This is a genomic window from Sporocytophaga sp. (assembly GCF_017745095.1).
In the GTDB taxonomy this organism is placed as follows: Bacteria; Bacteroidota; Bacteroidia; order Cytophagales; family Cytophagaceae; genus Sporocytophaga.
In genome coordinates, this window is sequence record NZ_JAGHZZ010000020.1 from 51,677 (window position 1) to 71,555 (window position 19,879).

13 protein-coding genes are annotated in these 19,879 nt (G+C 35.2%); 8 read left to right on the top strand and 5 right to left on the bottom strand.

Annotation, left to right across the window (positions count from 1 at the left end):
- Nucleotides 1–213: 213 nt before the first annotated feature.
- From J7604_RS21675 to J7604_RS21685, 3 genes are all read right to left on the bottom strand, one after another.
- On the bottom strand, nt 214–1,830 hold the full coding sequence (locus J7604_RS21675; RefSeq protein WP_293900754.1) for a lysylphosphatidylglycerol synthase domain-containing protein: 1,617 nt from the start codon (nt 1,828–1,830) through the stop codon (nt 214–216).
- A gap of 227 nt (nt 1,831–2,057) precedes the next feature.
- A complete protein-coding gene (locus J7604_RS21680; RefSeq protein WP_293900757.1) occupies nt 2,058–4,142 on the bottom strand; it encodes a hypothetical protein in 2,085 nt (694 codons plus the stop codon).
- A 240-nt stretch (nt 4,143–4,382) separates the two neighbouring features.
- Entirely contained in the window at nt 4,383–5,939 is a 1,557-nt protein-coding gene (locus J7604_RS21685) for an ELWxxDGT repeat protein (RefSeq protein WP_293900760.1), read from the bottom strand.
- Between the two features lie 248 nt (nt 5,940–6,187).
- Between J7604_RS21685 and J7604_RS21690 the strand changes: the two genes are divergently transcribed.
- From J7604_RS21690 to J7604_RS21715, 6 genes are read left to right on the top strand one after another with little or no spacing between them, the layout of a single operon-like run.
- Nucleotides 6,188–6,802, top strand: coding sequence for a TetR/AcrR family transcriptional regulator (locus J7604_RS21690; RefSeq protein ID WP_293900763.1), 615 nt, complete (start codon nt 6,188–6,190; stop codon nt 6,800–6,802).
- Nucleotides 6,803–6,857: 55 nt separating this feature from the next.
- A complete protein-coding gene (locus tag J7604_RS21695; RefSeq protein WP_293900766.1) occupies nt 6,858–7,754 on the top strand; it encodes an efflux RND transporter periplasmic adaptor subunit in 897 nt (298 codons plus the stop codon).
- A gap of 7 nt (nt 7,755–7,761) precedes the next feature.
- Nucleotides 7,762–8,688: an ABC transporter ATP-binding protein gene (locus J7604_RS21700; RefSeq protein ID WP_293900770.1), complete on the top strand. Its 927-nt coding sequence runs from the start codon at nt 7,762–7,764 to the stop codon at nt 8,686–8,688.
- Nucleotides 8,678–9,439: an ABC transporter ATP-binding protein gene (locus J7604_RS21705; RefSeq protein ID WP_293900773.1), complete on the top strand. Its 762-nt coding sequence runs from the start codon at nt 8,678–8,680 to the stop codon at nt 9,437–9,439. Before J7604_RS21700 ends, J7604_RS21705 begins: the two co-directional genes overlap by 11 nt.
- A gap of 3 nt (nt 9,440–9,442) precedes the next feature.
- Entirely contained in the window at nt 9,443–10,549 is a 1,107-nt protein-coding gene (locus tag J7604_RS21710) for an ABC transporter permease (protein ID WP_293900776.1), read from the top strand.
- Nucleotides 10,550–10,566: 17 nt separating this feature from the next.
- Nucleotides 10,567–11,685, top strand: a complete 1,119-nt coding sequence (locus J7604_RS21715) for an ABC transporter permease (protein WP_293900779.1) — start codon at nt 10,567–10,569, stop codon at nt 11,683–11,685.
- Between the two features lie 51 nt (nt 11,686–11,736).
- On the opposite strand, the gene J7604_RS21720 is transcribed toward J7604_RS21715, so the two are convergent.
- Complete coding sequence (locus tag J7604_RS21720; RefSeq protein ID WP_293900782.1) at nt 11,737–13,575, bottom strand: alpha-amylase family glycosyl hydrolase; 1,839 nt, start codon at nt 13,573–13,575, stop codon at nt 11,737–11,739.
- Between the two features lie 213 nt (nt 13,576–13,788).
- Here J7604_RS21720 and J7604_RS21725 point away from each other — a divergent pair, with 213 nt between their 5' ends.
- Together J7604_RS21725 and J7604_RS21730 are read left to right on the top strand one after the other, a co-directional pair.
- Entirely contained in the window at nt 13,789–14,361 is a 573-nt protein-coding gene (locus J7604_RS21725) for a Crp/Fnr family transcriptional regulator (RefSeq protein WP_293900784.1), read from the top strand.
- Nucleotides 14,362–14,877: 516 nt separating this feature from the next.
- Nucleotides 14,878–17,109 carry a T9SS type A sorting domain-containing protein gene (locus tag J7604_RS21730; protein WP_293900787.1) on the top strand — a complete coding sequence of 744 codons (2,232 nt, stop codon included), beginning with the start codon at nt 14,878–14,880 and terminating at the stop codon, nt 17,107–17,109.
- Between the two features lie 125 nt (nt 17,110–17,234).
- Here J7604_RS21730 and J7604_RS21735 read toward each other — a convergent pair whose 3' ends face one another.
- Nucleotides 17,235–19,568: an Ig-like domain-containing protein gene (locus tag J7604_RS21735; RefSeq protein ID WP_293900790.1), complete on the bottom strand. Its 2,334-nt coding sequence runs from the start codon at nt 19,566–19,568 to the stop codon at nt 17,235–17,237.
- Nucleotides 19,569–19,879: the final 311 nt, after the last annotated feature.

Here is a 19,879-nt window from a genome sequence, read left to right on the forward strand (position 1 = left end):
ATACTTTTGTCCGAAAAATGGACAAAAGTATGGCTTATAAAAGAAACTATTTTTCCTATCTATTTTTAACTCTAAAATTTGCAAGAGAAAGTTATTTATCCAAGCCACCTTATGGAATAAGCTGACGAACTCCCCATCAATTAAAGAACGTAAATCAGGTATCTAATGAAGTGATATTTAACTCGCTCTTTTTGTCATTCTTAATAGGATATTTTATTTGTGCTGTCGTCTTCCTATTAATGGAAGTAAAGACAATATAATAACATAAAGAAAGCAAACAATGCTTGCTGATCTTAAAGAGAGAATAAAGAAATTGCCGAATGATCCTGATTTTCTTACACGTGAATCCCCTATAAGTAAAATATTTTTTAAGGAAAGACTGAAAGCTTCTTTGATGGTGAATTTGCTTCCGAAATTGATAGTATCCATTAGGTAGAAGCCTAATGTTCCATATAAAATTATGAATACAAATAAAACTAATGGAAATTTGAAATCCCTTTTAATAGCGGATAGATTCGTTTGTAATGTGTAGTTTCTTTCAGTATATAATAATATCGCGATTATTAAAAATGAAGCTATAGAGAATTCATAATAACCACCTTTGGTCAGGTGTGCGATAGTTGATATAAATGAACCAAAAAGGGCTATATACCATGCCGTTCTGTATCCTTTCCACAGATAGATAGAATTGATAATTAATATAGCACCAGTGACAAATTGAACATAGGTAGATGTGTAAAATAATTCATTGGAAATTAAATTTCTGATTGCGTTAAAATGTATGAAATCGACGGGGATCAGTAAAGTCAGAATGTTCAGCATTCCCAGTAAAAAACAAACCACGGCTGGAAATACTTTAAGGAACAGGCTGTCCTTGTATAAAATATAGGAAAAGATTGAATAAAGTAACGGTGTCCAGAAACTGAATAATCTGTATATAAGTGCCGTTAATAAAGCCTGAGCCGGAGAAAGACCATATTGTCTGAATAAATATGTAAGTGCAGCTTCAATTGCTCCTAGGCCGTTCATAAATGGAGAAACCATAGAGATAAAAAAAACTACCACATATGAAAGAAAGGCCATTGTCAGACTTCCTTTTCCTGATAGGGCCTTCATTGCTGAGAAAGCAAAGGAAATGCCTGTGAAGTCAAGAAACACAGATGTTATAAATGTATAAATCAAAAACTTTGTAGAGAATTTCTGAAGATTGATCTCATCTAATTTTCTTGATAGGGTGGGATAATGTTTGTTTACAAAAGTATATGCTCTTCCTTGTCTTTTATAAGAGAAAAAAGTAATTACCAATAGTGCAAGTATGATGACTACCGGAATTACTATAAGTGGGTTTATAGGATTATCTTTTTCTGCCAGAGATGTTATCAGTATTGCAGGAATTGAAAAAACAAAGATCGATGTGCAACTTGCGAACATATATATGGATGAACCGAATATCAATACAGTACTCGAAATGTTCTGAGCATCTGTTTCTTTTGTAGAGAATGCTAAAGAAGTAACTCCGCCTGCAGGTAATATGACACTGATTAAAAACCTCTTTAGATAAAGTAAAACCATGCTGAAATAAGCGGGATAAGATTGAATTGTCCTAAAACTGAAAAAGTATAGTAAGCCTTGTAAAAGCACATATACAATACTTATTAGTAATCCTGTAATGATCCAGAATGTATTAGCTTTTTCTAATGCAGAAGAAATTTCTTTGATCTCATTTCCGGATTTGGCAAAAAAAAGCACAGCAAAGAAAAAGCAGAGAAGTCCCAGTAATATTTGCCAGTATGAGGAAATCCAGGATCTGATTTTTTTGAAGAAACTCATAACAAAAGAAAACCTGGCACTTCCTTTAATGTTTACATTATCAAGAGAAAAAGGAAACGGAAATATGATAAAGCTCTTTCTGATCTTTTGTGGTAGGATGGATGTAAAAAGATAGGAATTACCTGGTTTTAATGTTTATGATACACCTTCAGATAAATTTTTACATAGAGCTTTTTGTTAATAGGTTACTGGTTAAATTCTTATGTGTTAAAGAATTCATTGGACGATTAGTTGAAAGATCTTGTTATATGAGATTCCAACTCAGGGCTTTTTTTAAACTGAGAAGCAAAGTCTTGTTCGAATTTTAATATTTTTTCTTCCCTTATTTTATTATACTGTCGCTTGCTGAAGACAGCGCAAAACCAATCCCACCCGTTCTTTACTTTATCTTTTTCGAATAGGTATGATCTTCCCAGAATCTCTGTTAAAAAGGAAAATATCAGAATTCCCCAAATCCACCATTGATGATTTCCGAGCCTATCAATCCAGAGATTGATAGGCTGGTTTACCTTTAGGAAAATTGCGGTAAAAATAGGCAGGAATGTAAGAGTAGAAACTTTAAGAAAGTATTTAAGATTGTTTCTCAGTTTATATTGTTCATCGTCCCACCGTTTATTGATATAATTTGATTTTTCAAATTCGAGCCTTTGCTTATTTTCATTTTCTCTGTTGAGCCTCTCAAGCTCGTCTCTGCGTTGTATTTCTTTGAGAAGTTTTTCTTTCTCAGTTTTCATTGCGCGGAATGTGGCTTCCCTCTTTTCATTTTCCCGCACTAAATATTCAAAATAATCTTCATTATTCAGGAAGTCCAAAGAGCTATCGATATTTTCTGCTGTGATATCTTCAGGCTTATTGGGTTTTTCACGAAGCTCATAACTTCTTTCAAGAGCCTCTTCCTTACTTAGAAAACCTGCTTTATATTGATCTTGCAGCTTCAGATATGCTTCTGAAATAGAAGTGTTGAGCTGGGCTGATAATATCAATTGGGCTTTGGTAATGACATCAAAAGATTTAGGTACAGAATGGCTTTCATTAAATCCTTTTTTGAGTTTAAACCAGAATTTGTTGATGACATAATCAATGTCTTTTGCGAACGGAACACCTCCTTCACCAAATTTATCTTTTGTATATTGTGCCAGTGCCAGAGTAAGCTTATTCCCTGTTAAAAAGACATGACTGGTCTTTTCAAATCCTTTGAAGTTTTCACCTTTTCGATAGTAATTTATTTTAGTGAATATTTTCAGAAAGCGAAGACATGCATCTTCATCAAAAATCCCTGTCTTTTGTTCAGCAATCTCCTTGAGTTCGGATATCGTTAATGTATCTTCAACAGAATATTTTGAGTATTTGCTAATATCTGCATTAAATATTTCAAGAGTAATACCTTTATGTTTAAGATCCTGCTCAAGTTTGATTTTCTTATTTCTTACATCACTGACAGTATTGCAGTTCTTTAGTATCTCCATCATTGCAGGCTTAGGGTCTAAAGCAATTTGTCCTTTCTTTATCAGCTCAGCAGTTTGGAAAAAATGATCTATTTCTTCCTGTGTTTCTTCAAGATATTTAAGTTGAATGGTTGGTACTTTATTCGTATGATTTATTTCTGAAATCAGTTTAAGTAAGTCATCCAGAATTTCCATGAATAATAAACCATTGTATCCCACAATACTGAATAAGTATTCAGTACTCAGGAAAATAGTAAGATTGGCTTTCCATTTTCCTAGCTCATTGAGATCTCCTGTAAACCGTATGCCCTGATAGAGAATAAGGCCTTCTCTTATAAGATTGAGGTTGTTCCTGAATTTTTCATTATCCTGATTTTTTATAACAAAAGCACTGATGTAGGTAGAATATTTTACAGTAAATATATTGTCAAGCAAGTATTGATTGAAGCATTGAAATATGTCTTCCTGCTCGGACAGCGAAAGAGCTTTGCCTTCCTGTTTTTCTATAAAGCCTATAAGTTCTTGTATAATATGGTTTTGAATATCAGAAATGAGTCGATATCCATTGTTATGATAACCGACATTACTTTCTATTTTTTTATTAAAATGATAATAGCCATCTTTTCTGATTGTTAAATCTTTTAAGCGGTTATTAACAGTAGTTCTTATTACAGATTCAGGTAATCTGAAATCATAGACTTTTTCCAGGAGGTTTACAAGCTCAGTAGAACTCACTGTCCATTTATCCTCGGTGATTACAGCACCTTTAACAAATTCAGCTATGATATCGCTGATGTTGTTATATTTTTCGTTGTTATATAATTCACTGAACAATGCCACAGAGGCAAGCAGGTTGTTTTCTTTCATTTTATGGTAAGCGGAAAAATTGATTTTGAGAAAGACTATTGTAGGTCTTTTCAATGTTTGATAAAACTCCACCTAAATAAATGTATCAGAAGGAGTAAATGAGGAAAAGTATGTTAAATAATTATTAAGGTTCTAAAAGTATTCACAGGGGAAATATTATTGTTCTTTTGAAATAATAATTATGTTATAATAAAAAAAGGAGACATCTCTGTCTCCTTTAGTTCTATGTTAATATATAAATTAATTTTTGATCAATTTTTTTGAGTATATGTTATTATCCGAATCTGTTAAAATGATATGATATAATCCAACAGGAAGATCTTCTGTTTCTATTCTGTTTTGAGAAGCGGATACTTTGACTTGTTTAACCAATTGATTTAAACTGTTCATTACACTTATGCTGGTTATATTTTTTACATATTTCAGATCTATATCACAATATTGATATGCAGGATTTGGATAAATGTTGATAGCATCTGAAATAGCTTTATCCTTGATTCCGGTAACATTTGAAAATTTCCACAGCTCAAAGCCATCAGTTCCATTATCTGCAGAGAAATAAAGAGCATTTTTAAATACGTGGAAGTCTCCTGGATCTGATTCGTTAGCGCCTTGATTAATATCCATTACCAGAACAGTTCCATCTTCTGACCCGTCAGACTTCCAGAGTTCGGCTCCCAATGTTCCATCATTAGCACCGAAATATAGTTGACCATTATAGACAGTCAGATAAAACGGATCTCCATCGCCTGAAGGATTAATGTCTTTTACCATGATCGTTCCGACTTCAGTTCCATTTGACTTCCATAGTTCAAAGCCATGAGATCCATCGTCTGCAATAAAGTAAAGTTCTGAGTTAAATATTGTAAGTTCGGTAACTCCAGAAGAGCTTGTAGGATTGACATCTTTTACAAGTTCGGTGCCCGAAAGAGTTCCATCTGTTTTCCAGAGTTCTCTTCCTTCTTCTCCATTAATAGCAGAAAAGAAAATTGTTCCATTGAGTAAGGTGAGTTGACTGGGTGCTTTATTTCCAGAGGTAATGGCATTTGTTCCTGCATTTGTCCCATCCGATACCCAAAGTTCTATACCAGCATTCATGTGTTCTGCGGAGAAGTATAATTTGTTGTTGAGAACTTTCAGGTCATATGGTGAAGAAGAGCTTTCCCCAGTTGTGGTTTGTTTTACCAATGATTCTTCTCCTATATTCCCATTAGTCTTATATAGTCCAATATTATTTTGTGGGTCAATTCCTCCGAAATATAACATGGAGTTGTACACAGCCATCTCATAGTGCCCGACCTGTACATCACTCACTTTAGTTATTGCTGTTCCATTGGTTTTGAATAAGTATGTACCGGTTCCATCAAAAGCGGAGAAATATAATTCCGAATTAAATGCAGTTAAATTGTTAGGATAGGAACTTCCGGATTGATTTATATCTGAAACCCGTACTGTTCCTTCTGTTGTTCCATCGGATTTCCAGAGTTCCTGTCCATAGGAATCATATGCAGAGAAGTAAAATTCGGAATTGAACTGTATGAATCTGACATCGTCGGGGTTAGAGGGGCCTGATGGATTGATATCTTTCAGAAGCTTGGTTCCTGTGGCTGTACCATCTGTTTTCCATATCTCAGCATCTGTACCATCATTTGCTATAAAATACAGTTCATCTTTAAATTCAAAGAAGAAATAAGGATAAGAATCGCCAGATGGATTAAAGCTTTTGAACAAACTTTGAGATATCCCGAAGGATATACAAAAAAAGATGAAAAATAATGTTGTAAAAAGTTTTTTCATAATAAGTTTTAAAAGGTTAAGTATTAAAAATGAGAACAAAGGTAATTGATTTTTAATTAAATTACTTATAATGAGTTTGTTATGTTTTAAGTTAATTCTTTTGTTTTTTTAACATTTTTTGAATAAACGTTTTGAAATTCAGAAGGTTATCTTGTGTTATGATACCGGTTAAACAAATATTTTAATCAGTTGATTAAAATATTTGTTTAATTGAGCGCCATGATTTTACTTTGGATGGAGAAAACAATATGGCAAAAAAGAAAGAAATTGTTGAAGATGTTTCGGCAGAGGAAAAGTTAAAGGAGGCAGCTAGAAAGGTATTTACTCAGAAAGGTTATGCAGCAACCAGGACCAGAGACATTGCAGAGGAAGCCGGATTAAATCTTGCTTTGCTTAATTATTATTTCAGAAGTAAAGAAAAGCTTTTTGAGATTATAATGATGGAAAAGTTACAGCAACTTTTTGGTATAATTCTCCCATTGGCTAATGATCCTTCAACAAGTCTTGACGAAAAATTGAAAGCAATTGCTTCCGAGTATATAGATATGTTATCAGCAAATGAGAATTTGCCATTGTTTATTCTTAATGAAATCAGAAGCAATCCTGAAAGGTTTGTTAGCAAAATGCAGATAGCAAAAATATTCTCAGATTCTGTAATGATAAAGCAAATAAAGGAAAAGAGACCAGATATAAACCCACTTCATTTTGTAATTAATATTCTCGGAATGGTTGTTTTTCCATTCATAGCAAAACCAATACTTGTTACCTCCGGACAAGCGGATAATAAGGCTTTTGGAGCACTTATTAATGAAAGGAAGAAATTGATCCCCTTATGGGTTAAAGCGATTATGAAGGCAAAATGATATGCATTTCATTTTTCTTATAATAATAGTAATACAGGATTTTAAGACGAGCAATATGAAAACAGCAATCAGATTTTTTGCAGGATGTTTAGTAATCACAACTATATTATCCTGTTCCAAGCAACCTGCATTTGATGCTACAGGTACTTTTGAAGCAATTGAAACAATTGTTTCTTCCGAAGGAAATGGAGTAATAAAAGAATTTCAGTTAGAGGAAGGGCAGGAGTTGAACAATGGGCAGTATATCGGATATATAGATACAATTCAACTATATCTTAAAATGAAACAACTGGAGGCTCAGGTAAAGTCCACAATCAGTCAAAAACCAGATATAAGCAGACAGAAAGCTGCTCTGGAGGCTCAAATAAAGGCTGCTGAGAAAGATAAAGAAAGATATACAGATCTCGCAAAAGACGATGCCATTCCCCAAAAGCAATTGGATGATGTTAATGCTGAAGTTGCTGTTTTGAAAGGGCAGCTGGATGCTTTATATTCATCCCTTAATATTACAACTAAAGGAATCACACTACAGGCAGATCCTATTGCTATGCAGATAGAACAGGTAAGAGACCAATTGGAAAAAAGTATCATTCTGAATCCGATTAAAGGGACTGTCTTGAGTAAGTATGTTGAACCGAATGAATTAGCATCTATTGGAAAACCTTTATATAAAATTGCGGATCTTTCTACAATTATTCTCAGAGCCTATATTACCGGAAACCAATTACCATTAGTAAAACTTAATCAGAAGGTGAAAGTCCTTGTAGATGCGGATAAAGGTTCATATAAGGAATATTCAGGAGTGATAGAGTGGGTAAACAGCAAAGCAGAATTTACACCAAAGACTATTCAGACAAAAGATGAGCGCGCTAACCTGGTTTATGCGATAAAGATCAGAGTGAAAAATGATGGATTCCTTAAAATCGGAATGTATGGTGAAGTAAAGTTGTAGGAAAGTTATGCAAGCCATAATAGTAAAGAATCTTACGAAGACCTACGATAAAGGCAAAATACAGGCAGTTGATGATGTTTCATTTGAAGTTGAAAAAGGTGAGTTATTCGGTTTGATAGGTCCTGATGGAGCTGGGAAAACGAGTATTTTCAGAATGCTCACCACTCTATTGTTACCTGATAAAGGTGAAGCCTCTGTTGATGGATTTGACATAGTCAAAGACTTCAAAAAAATAAGGAATACTGTTGGATATATGCCCGGTAAGTTCTCTTTATATCAGGATCTGACCATTGAAGAAAATCTAAATTTCTTTGCTACTGTATTTAATACCACTGTTGGAGAAAATTATTCTTTAATAAAAGATATCTATATACAGATTGAGAAATTTAAGAAAAGGAGAGCAGGTAAGTTGTCTGGTGGAATGAAGCAGAAGCTGGCATTGTGCTGCGCTCTTATTCATAAGCCTACTACGCTGTTTCTTGATGAACCTACTACTGGCGTTGATCCTGTTTCTCGCAAAGAGTTTTGGGATATGTTAAAACGCCTGAAAGAACAAGGCATTACAATATTGGTATCCACTCCATATATGGATGAAGCCAATCGCTGTGACCGGATTGCCTTGATACAAAGCGGAAAGATTTTATCTATTGATACTCCTGCTGCTATTATAAATTCTTTTTCAGAAAAGTTATATGCGATAAAAGCCAATAAAATGTATCAGCTGTTGAAAGCTCTGGAATTGTTTCCAAAGAGAAGAAATAGTTATGCTTTCGGAGAATTTGCTCATGCTACCTTCGATCAGACAATTGACAAAGCTGAGTTAAAAAGATATCTTGAGATGATTGGTTTGAGTCAAATTGAAATAGAAGTCATTGAACCAACAATTGAGGATGTTTTTATCAAGCTATTGAACAAGCACAATCATGCAGAATAATAAATCAGATGCAACGGAAAAAGTAATAGTCTGTAAAGATCTTACAAAGCGATTCGGAGATTTTATAGCTGCAAATGAAATTACTTTTGACGTATATAAAGGAGAAATATTTGGATTCCTAGGAGCAAACGGTGCAGGTAAAACAACTGCAATGCGTATGTTGTGTGGTTTATCTGTTCCTTCTTCAGGTCATGCTTTGGTTGCTGGCTATGATGTTTATAAACAGACGGAAGATATAAAGAAAAAAATTGGCTACATGAGTCAGAAGTTTTCATTATATGAAGACCTTACCATTCTTGAGAATATAGAATTCTTCGGCGGAATATATGGACTAACAAGGAAGGAGATAAAGGAGAAGGGGAGAAGTCTTATAGAAAAACTTGATTTGCAAAGTGAAGCGAAGAAGCTGGTGGCTTCCTTACCATTAGGCTGGAAACAGAAATTATCATTTTCCGTGGCTGTTTTACATGACCCAAAGATCGTTTTTCTTGATGAACCCACAGGTGGGGTAGACCCCATTACCAGAAGGCAGTTCTGGGATTTAATCTATGAGGCTTCTGCAAGAGGCATAACTATTTTCGTTACTACCCATTATATGGACGAGGCTGAGTATTGTGATCGTATCTCCATTATGGTTGATGGGAAAATTGAAGTCCTGGACACACCTTCTAATCTGAAACGAAATTTCAAATCGACATCTATGGATGAAGTATTTTATCAGCTTGCAAGAAGTGCTAAAAGATCAGATTGAGAGATGAAACAATTTTTGGTATTTGTAAGAAAAGAATTTTATCATGTACTGCGTGATAAGAAGACTTTATTGATACTATTTGGAATGCCGGTTGTTCAGATACTTTTATTTGGTTTTGCTTTGACCAATGAAGTGAAAGATTCCCCAATAATAGTGGTGGACTATGCCCGTGATGTAGCTTCTCAGTCTATTATCACAAGGTTAGGAGCCAGTCAGTATTTTAAGCTTAAAAGAAATGTCTTATCTCAAAAGGAAATAATCGAGAGTTTCAGAGACGGGAAGATCAAAGCTGCAGTGGTGTTTCCAGATCATTTTAATGAAGATCTGGAGCATATGAACAAAGCTCAGGTACAGATCATTGCTGATGCTTCTGATCCTAATACAGCAACTTTGGTTACTAACTACGTGTCAGCAATCGTCAGAGATTACCAATCAGATCGTACAGAATTGATGGCTGTTCCGTATCAGATTATACCAGAGGTAAGGATGCTGTATAATCCCCAATTACTGGGGGCTCCAAATTTTGTACCTGGCGTAATGGCTCTGGTTTTAATGTTGGTTTGTGTGATGATGACAGCTATTTCTATTGTGAAAGAAAAGGAAATGGGGACCATGGAGGTTTTGCTAGTTTCACCTTTTCAACCTTTTCTGGTAATTTTATCTAAAGCTATTCCATATATAGCGCTGTCTTTGGTGAACCTCGGAGCTATCCTTTCATTAAGTGCGTTTTTGCTGGAGCTTCCAGTCAAAGGAAGCCTTTTATTATTAATAGGAGAAAGCACACTTTTTATTATTTGCTGTCTGAGTCTTGGTATACTTATTTCAATCAAAGCCAAGTCTCAACAGGTTGCGATGATGATTTCTCTGGTTGGGATGTTTCTTCCTACTGTTCTATTTAGTGGATATATGTTCCCAATAGAAAACATGCCTCTTCCTTTACAGATAATATCAAATGTTGTTCCTTCAAAGTGGTATTACATTATCGTAAAATCCGTGATGATCAAAGGTGTTGGGTTTATGTATATATGGAAGGAGACTTTAATTCTTATAGGAATTACCACAGTGTTTCTGTGGGTTAGTCTCAAAAGTTTTAAGATCAGGTTAGAATAATAGATAATACTTCGATTATGAGAACATTAATCTTCTTATTAAGAAAAGAATTCAAACAGATATTCCGTGATAAAGCGATACTGGCTATCATATTCGTGATGCCCTCAGTGCAGCTAATAGTTATGCCACTGGCTGCTAATTATGAAGTGAAGAAGATTAATCTTGCTGTTGTTGATAATGATAAATCAACTTATACCCAAAAGCTGATATCACAAATTACAAGTTCCGGATATTTCCGATTACAGAGTTATAATGCTTCTTATGATCAGGCTTATGAAGCCATTAAGTCAGATAACGCTGACCTTATATTGGAGATTCCTCAAAGGTTTGAAAGAAATTTGGTAAGAGAAAATAAAGAAAAAATTTTCATTGCTGTAAATGCTATTAATGGAACAAAGGCAAATCTGGGAGGAGCTTATCTTTCAACTATCATCAGTAATTTTAACAATGATATCCGAATGAAGCTTACCGTGGGCTCCAGATTCAGTCAGGCTCCAACGATTGAAATAGTATCCTCAAACTGGTTTAATGTGCATATGAACTATAGGTTATTTTTTGTTCCAGGTATTCTGGCATTGCTGGTTACATTGGTGGGTAGCTTTCTCACTGCTCTGAACATAGTCCGTGAGAAAGAAGTAGGTACAATAGAGCAAATAAATGTTACTCCGATAAAGAAACATTATTTTATACTTGGAAAGCTTATTCCTTTCTGGGTGCTTGCCAATGTGATATTTACGATCGGTCTGCTTCTCGGAAGATTGGTGTATGGTATTATTCCTGCTGGAAATATTGGACTTTTATATCTGTTTGTAGGAGTATATCTGCTTGCTGCACTTGGCTTTGGATTACTTATATCCACCTTTGCAGAAACTCAGCAGCAGGCTATGTTGATCATGTTCTTTTTTATGATGGTCTTTATATTAATGGGAGGATTGTTTACTCCTATAGAAAGCATGCCACAATGGGCGCAGATTATAACAAAATTTAACCCGGTAAGGTACTTCATTGAAGTAATGCGTATGGTTATTCTCAAAGGTAGCACACTGAGAGATGTGGCTTCTCAATTTGTTGCTGTCATTGTGTTTGCAGTTATATTAAATAGCTGGGCAATATTAAATTATAAAAAGACTAATTGAATAATATCAGGTAAATTACTTTCAAAATTTACCTGATGCTTATGATTTTACTCAAAGATTAACTTCATACTGGGGAGGCGTTATCTCGTCCTGAGAATAAACAAGAAAGCTGTATGGCCCAATGTTTATCAAACCATTAAAAGGTTGTCCGTCTTTCTCGCCTTCCTGGGTTTCGGTATCAAAACTTGAATGATTAGAGAATTTTTCATCAAATCCTTCCCAGTCACTGTTAAATCTGGCCTTCCAAATTCCATTGCAAGGAAGACCAATTGAATAGTCATTATGAGCTTTATTGGCAAAATTAAAAATAATAATGACGCTATCTTTAGGGCCTCCTTTATCCCATCTATGCATCGCTAATATTTTATCATCATGGTTAACATGGAAGATTTGCACAAAAGAACCGGATAAGCCTGCAGTTGTGTTGTGGAGATTCCTTCTCAGAGCAATCATTTCACGATACATATGTACGATACCATCAAATTTATCGGCCCTGCACCAGCTTAATGGCTTTGTGTCTTCAAACCATCTATCCTCAAGAAATTCCTGTCCTTGAAATATCATGGGAATACCTGGAGATGTAAATACAAGCCCTGCTCCCAAAGTAGACCTCTTTTTAGAAAACCAGCTGCCCACTTTCCCTGGCCATATTTCCTCCGGAACTCTTGCTTTACCATTGGCTACTTCATCGTGGGATTCAGTATAAATTACACGATGCATGTGATCTCCGTTATAGTATTTATTGATTGCATTGCATATGGCAGACATATCTCTTGAATTGTCTTCCATTGTAATGATTGCTTCTCTAACCGGATGGACAAAGTTCATATCCCATTGAGTGTCAAATCCAGCTCCTCCGACTGTGGTATTTTTGGTTACCCATTCATTTCCTGTAAGATCTTCAGCAATAGTAAGTGCCCCTGGTTTGGCTTTTTTTATTTCTTCGTTTATCCACTGAAGTATGCTCCAGGCTTCAGGAATGTCAGTGGCAGGATTGTTTACTTGACCTTCCACGTTTCTCATATACAAAACAGAGTCGAATCTCAATCCGTCGACATGATATTCATTAATCCACATGAGGGCATTGTCTTTAAGGAATGTTCTTACTTCGCCTCTTCCGAAATCCGGGCGCGTGTTGCCCCATGGAGTTTTCGATTTCCAGTCATTGTAGAAGTAAATACCTCCACCTTCATTTTCACTCCATCCGTCAAACTGCCATAGATCAAGATCACCAGGACCGAAATGGTTGTATACAACATCCAGAATAACTCCAATGTCATGTTTATGCGCTTCCTTTACAAGATCTTTAAAACCTTTTGCTCCACCATAGTCACTCTCTATGGCATAAGGATAGGAGGGGTTGTATCCCCAAGAGAAACTTCCTGGAAATTCAAGAGGAGGCATTATTTGAATGACATTTATTCCAAGTTCTTTGAGATAAGGCAACTTCTCTATAACGCTTTTAAAATCACCTGGTGTTCCGTCTGCTATAGTATTAAAGGTTCCGACGTGCATTTCATATATGACAAGTTTGTTCCAATCATCAAGCTTGAAACTGTCATTTTCCCAGTCATAGTATGGATCTACAATGATAGAATTACCAGCAGAATTGGTTAATTCTTTTGCATAAGGATCGTTTTTGAAAAGCTCCTTGTCACCATTGATAATTCTGTATTTATATTGATCGCCGAATTTTGCTTCAGGTATTTCTGCAAACCACTTACCAGCTCCGTCACTTTCCATCGGATTTTTATCAGGTGAAAAATCATTAAATGAACCGGTAACAAAAACCTTATCTGCATTTGGTGCCCATACACAAAAAGAAATTCCATTTTCACAGGGATTAGCCCCCATTGCATAGTGGGTCGTTTTTATAGTCTCTTTTGACATAGATTATTTGTAAAAAATATTTAGGGTATGAAAAGAATAACAAGTGTTTTGAAAATATTGTTAATGTTTAATAACAATTGCTTGTTAATGAATGTGTTCAATGTTTCTGATCGTGAAGTTTATAAAAGAATAATATTTATTCATACATTTTGACGACCCTACAATGGACCTGCTTATTGTGTTTGGTTATATTTGATACTGAAAAATCATAATGTGGAAAATATACTTGGGAAAATAAGTCAATTGTATCCTTTGTCTCCAAAGGCTGTAGAGCTTTTCCTGGCAAATATGAAAAAGATTGCTTTATCAAAAGGCTCTATATTATTTAAAGAAGGAGAGATCAGCAGCAAGATTTATTTTTTGGAAAGAGGAGCAGTGAGAGCATTTCATTATAAAGAAGATAAGGAAATAACATTCTGGTTTGGATTTGAAGGAGAGATGGTAATGACTCTTCATAGTTATATTGCAAACAAGCCAGGTTATGAAACCATTGAAGTGCTGGAAGATTCTCAATTGTATGAGATGGATCATAACTATCTTCAGGATTTGTATAAAGAAAATATCGAATTAGCCAATTGGGGTAGAAAAATGGCTGAAGAGGAATTTTTAAAAGCAGAAAAAAGATTTTTATCACAGCAATTTCAGACAGCAAGAGAAAAGTATGAATCTCTTCTGGAGCAATATCCACGGATCACTGAAAGGGTGCAGTTAGGTTATATAGCTTCGTATTTAGGAATTAATCAGGTTACATTAAGCAGAATAAGATCTGATCTGAGACATTCTTAAATACGTGATTGTTGAGTGTAGACATGCTAAGCACAGAACTTTATAATGAACTGATATAATTAATTTATTTAATAACAATATAAAGGAGTGAGATTTAATATCAATAATCCTTTTGGGGACTAAAGCTCAGAAAGGTATTGTTTTTATAAAGCTACTATGCTTTTATTCTTTCTAAAAAAAATAGTGTTTTATCACCTTCCAAGAATACGTCTTATTCTGAGCATTTACTTTACAAAGGATGAATTCCTTTAATTAAAAGACAAAGAATCAGTGTTGTTTTTATTGAGAATTAATATCTTAGTTTGATTTTTTTGTTAATTATTATTTTTGTTTATTAAATTATATTTTAATATTTGTTCATTGGTTATTAGGGTTTATAGTTAATTATTTCTGTTTAGTTTTAATTATTTTGTTAATTTTTAATCACTATAACACATGGAAAATGAACTAAAATTTAATCGATCGATCTTTTTTTTATTTCTTTTAATAGCATGTTTGGCTTTCAGAATACCCACGATGGGCCAAAGCTTAGGTTGTGAAGCAGCAAATTCTCAGTCTACTCATACAAGTCCGGGATGTTGGAGTTGTAGTATCACAAATCCTGAAAAAGCTATTGATCATAGCGTCGCTTCAGCATCTACTTTGCAAATCTTGCATGGAAATGCAGATGCATTTGTCTCACAAGATCTTCGCTTTCCTAATGATGGTAATCCGGGAGATAGTGTGGAAATTAAACTATCCTTTAGTAGTCCTATAACAAATATTAATTCCATCTCTAATGTGCAGATTGCGAGTTTTGATGGTGTTAGTTATAATGGAGACAGAATTTCAGTAAAAGCACCTGCTATATTGTTGAAATGGTTGTCTCCTTCAGAGGCTTTGGTTGGGTTTAGAGCTCTTCATCACTTTGATAGGATTGAGGTTAGATTGACAGATGGCAGCTCTGGTAAAGTTTCCAAAGTCAATGTTCATTATGCAAGAAAACCAACTCCTTTGCCTTTAGTTCTTCAGGATACTATTAGAGTATGTTATGGGCAATCAGCGACATTCACAGCTATTGGAGGGCAGGGGATTACTTTCAAATGGTATAAATATCCAACGGGTGGATCAGTGCTTCATATTGGATCAACTTTTATTACTCCTGGTATTATAACTTCTTCAGTATACTACGTTCAGGCCTTTAGAAACGGATGTGCAAGCGCTATAAGGGTTCCTGTTTATGCATTTCCATTGCAAGGAACTGTTAAGCGATGGGACAAGACATTTGGGGGATCTCAGGAGGAAACCTTTCAGAGTATCATAAGAACTATTAATAATGATGGCTATCTTCTTGGTGGATCTACTTACTCTTCGGATGGTGATGTAAATAGTTTGGTTATTCCAGGTAGCTTTGGTGATGACTTTTGGCTTGTTAAATCGGATATTTTCGGAAATAAGCAATGGGAAAAGACATATGGAGGCTCTTTTGATGACAGGCTCTTTAGTATAGTAAAAACAACAGACGGTGGGTATTTGCTTGGAGGGGCGTCTGGTTCCGTTGATGGAGATGTTACTGATCCTAACAATGGTGGTGATGATATGTGGATTGTGAAGATTGATTCTTTGGGAAATAAACTTTGGGATAAGGCTTATGGAGGCAGTGGGACCGAAGTTTTATTTTCTATGATAAATACGCCTGATGGAGGTTATCTTTTAGGAGGGTTTTCAGTTTCAAGCGATGGGGATATTACAGATGGAAACAATGGCAATGCTGACATGGCAATTATCAAAATCGACTCTATAGGAAATAAACAATGGGATAAGACATTCGGAGGAAGTGGTAATGATAACATTTATTCTGTCATGCTTACTCCTGATGGTGGTTATTTGTTATCAGGAATATTGGCAGGGGTTAGTTCGGAAATTATAAAAACCGATGCATGGGGAAATCAATTGTGGAGTAAGCCTCTTTTAAATATGGGAGGAGCTCTGGCGTTTGATATCTGTCAAAGCTTGGGAGGTGGTTATTTACTTGCTGGATATGCAGCTGTTAGTGGCAATCATGATGATATGTGGGTTGCTAGGATTGATGAAAACGGGAATAATCTTTGGAGTAAAACTTATGGTGGTACATGGATTGAACAGGCCAATTCTGTAGTTCAGGATAGTGAGGGAAATTATTTCCTTATAGGAGTTGTAAGCTCGGATGACGGTGATATAACAGATGAATTGAAAGGTATGGCAGATAGTTGGTTAGTTAAAATAGATTCAGTCGGTAATAAATTATGGGATAAGGTTTATGGTGGAACAAATGATGATTATCTGTCTCTAATTGAACCAGCCATAGACGGAGGTTATATTCTTGGCGGGCCAACCTATTCCAATGACTTTGATATAACGGATGGAAACAATGGAGGCGCAGACTTCTGGATTGTTAAAGTTGATGAATGCTCTGATAATAATTTAAGACAAGCCTCTCAGCTATCGTTTGAAAGCACTGAAGAGAATACTTCAGTACATAATAATATTACAGCTTATCCTAATCCTTTCAGTGGCATTGTAAGTTTTGAAATTTTGGCAGAAAATTCTGGACAGGCAATGTTTGAATTTTATACTGCTGAAGGAATTCTGGTGAAATCATTTAAATCTGATGTTGGAGAAGGAGAGCAGACTATTTTATTTGAGACCAAGGATTTACAGGCTGGATCTTATATCTGCAAAATCAGTGTTGATAATAAAGTTATTGTTAAGAAGCTTGTTAAACTTTAATGAGCGCTTAAGTTGAAGTGCAGGAATAATATAGGTATTCAATTCTTATAACCAATTTTATAAAAAAAATCCCCTCTTTTAAGATATAACAGAGGGGATTTTCACTTATTAAGATTAACCAAAAATTATATCTTGACCAGTTTTACTACTCTCTTGGATTGTTGTCCTTCGATTCTCATAAAATAGATTCCTGACGGAAGAGATGAAAGATCTGCCTGTCCTCCCGGGAGAGCATTGTATTTTTGTTGAAATTGAATAGTTCCATTGATATCAACAATTATAATGTTCGCATCTTCTACATCTGATGAAATTACAACTTTGTCTGTTACAGGATTAGGATAAATTAGTCTTTCAGACGTCTCTATACTACCTGAACGCTGTAATGATTCCAATGGTAAAGGATTGACAACTATATTAACAGGAATAGAGGTAATGGTTTCCTCATAGATAGTTTTACCTACTGCAGTGATCTGATATGAGCCTTCTGGTACGTTATTCCAATTGATTGAGTATGGAGCAGAAACGTCTTCACCTATTTTAGATGTACCGTTGAAGAATTCAACTTTGCTGATACAATCTGTTTGAGTAGCAGGAACCAATCCTGCATATAACTGCCCGCCGATTGATGCTCCATCAAAAGAGTTATCTGTTTTGGAGCCACCAAACCAAAGGAAAGGTGTTGTTCCTCCTGTAAATTGTATTTTTGAAATTCCAATCTTAAATGCAGCAGCATTAACGCTGTATGGAAGCTCCAGTAGCATAAGGTGCGTAAAATCAATACCGGGATCAAATGCCGATAAGGGAATTGTGATTGTTTTAAATTCAGATCCTACTCCACCTGCCAGAGTAATATAGGGCGCAAGGGTTACAGGGTTTATTGTTCTGCTATTTGGTCTTACCTGAATTTTAGTCCAGTCTGCATTGCCGTTAAAATCTTTAAGTGTGATTTCAAGTTTATTATTGCCACCTGCCAATAAATTTTTATTAGTGTGGTAAATATCTATTGAATCGTATCCAAGTTTAAGTTTTCTGTATCCTGCAACACTGTTTACAAGAAGATAGGCGACATCGTCCGAGAGCTGAGCGTCAATTTGAATATCAGAGTTGGCAGTGAATGAAGTATTAGATATTGGATTTGTAATTTTTACGGATGGTGTATTTATGTATTCGTAAGCACCAATATCTGGTCTGGAACGTAATCTTCCTCTTTGATCGTATATTGCAGGCCCAGAGTGGAGTACACCATTGATGCAACGACTTCCGGGAAGAAGAGCATGAGTAGAAGTAAATCCACCATTATTTTGCAGAGGCCCTATAACTGGTTTAATGGGAGCGGATATACTCCCGCATTTGTTAGTAGGGTTAGAAAGATTAAAGTAGTCATCATTAATGCCAATAAAGTTATATCCAAGATCATTGAGGGGGCCTGAAACCCATCCGTCCATGCCTCTTCTGGCATTTTCATAGTATTCCCTTTCTTCTTCATAATCTGAGTAAGGGCCTAAATAGATCTCTTCAGGTCCATTAAGAGCTATAATACATCCTTTAATGGTTAAATTACCAAAGCTTTGAATGCCGCTCATTCTATATCCATCCATACAATTAGTAATATTGTATACAACACTACAATATTCCATAGTCAGTGATCCTGAATTGCTGATACCCGCAGGAGATCCACCTCTGGAAGTGGCTTGATTACCGCTTATTGTACAATTATGCAGAGTTAATGTACCCCTGTTTTCAATTCCCCCGCTCTTAGAGCTGTAGTCTCCACCTGATATGTTTTTACTGATAGAACTGTTGGAAATATTCATTGTTCCTCCATTGTAAATGCCGCCAGTAGCTGCACTAAGGTAGAGTCCACTTCCGCGATTTTCATTGATTTCACAATCAGTTATTGTTGCTACGCTGTCATTTTTTATACCGGCTGCCTCTGATTTATAATCCAAAAAGGTGTTATGGTTATTTAATATTTTAACCTTGTTTAATGATAGTTTGCCATTGTTGTATAATGCTCCTGAGTAATTATTACTTAGTGTAACATTTTCCATGGTCAGGTTTCCATGGTTAAGAACAGCTGCAAATGTTTCGTAAATCTGAAACTGAATGTAGTAACTATCGGAAATTTTAATGCCAGAGAGGTATACATTTGTGTTTGGCTCAATGAGAAAAACAGGTGAGTCAAAATTTCCGCTAATCTTTAGTTTATCTTCTCCAGGACCTTGAATTACCAGATTTTGGGAGATGGTCATTACACCTGAGGTAAGGGTAATTGTATTATTGTTCAAAGATGGAGAAAATGTAATTGTATCTCCCGAAGCTGAAGAGGCAATAGCCTGTCTAAGCGATCCAGGGCCATTATCCGAATTATTTGTAACAATGGTATGACCTGCATAGGAATTGTATCCTGCTACGCATCCTATTAATGTAATAAAAAAAAGTAACTGTTTTCTTTTCATAGATTTTAGTTTGTTAAAATGATTGATAAAAAATAGACTAATAAATTATTGTCTCTTGACATGAAAACCATATCAAAATAATTAATAATAAATCACTTTTTGTATAGGAATGATCAATAGAGAACTCTGATCCGCAGCTGCGAGTCCCTTGTTGATGGTGTTTTTTTTATATACAGGTTTTTAATCTGTCCCTACAAACACAATCCTACTAAAAAGATGTTAAAAGTTTAAATGAATGAAAATGAAACTGGTAAGCTAAAATATGTGAGGATTTATACTTAAATCTTAATGGAATTGTTTTAATTATTTTT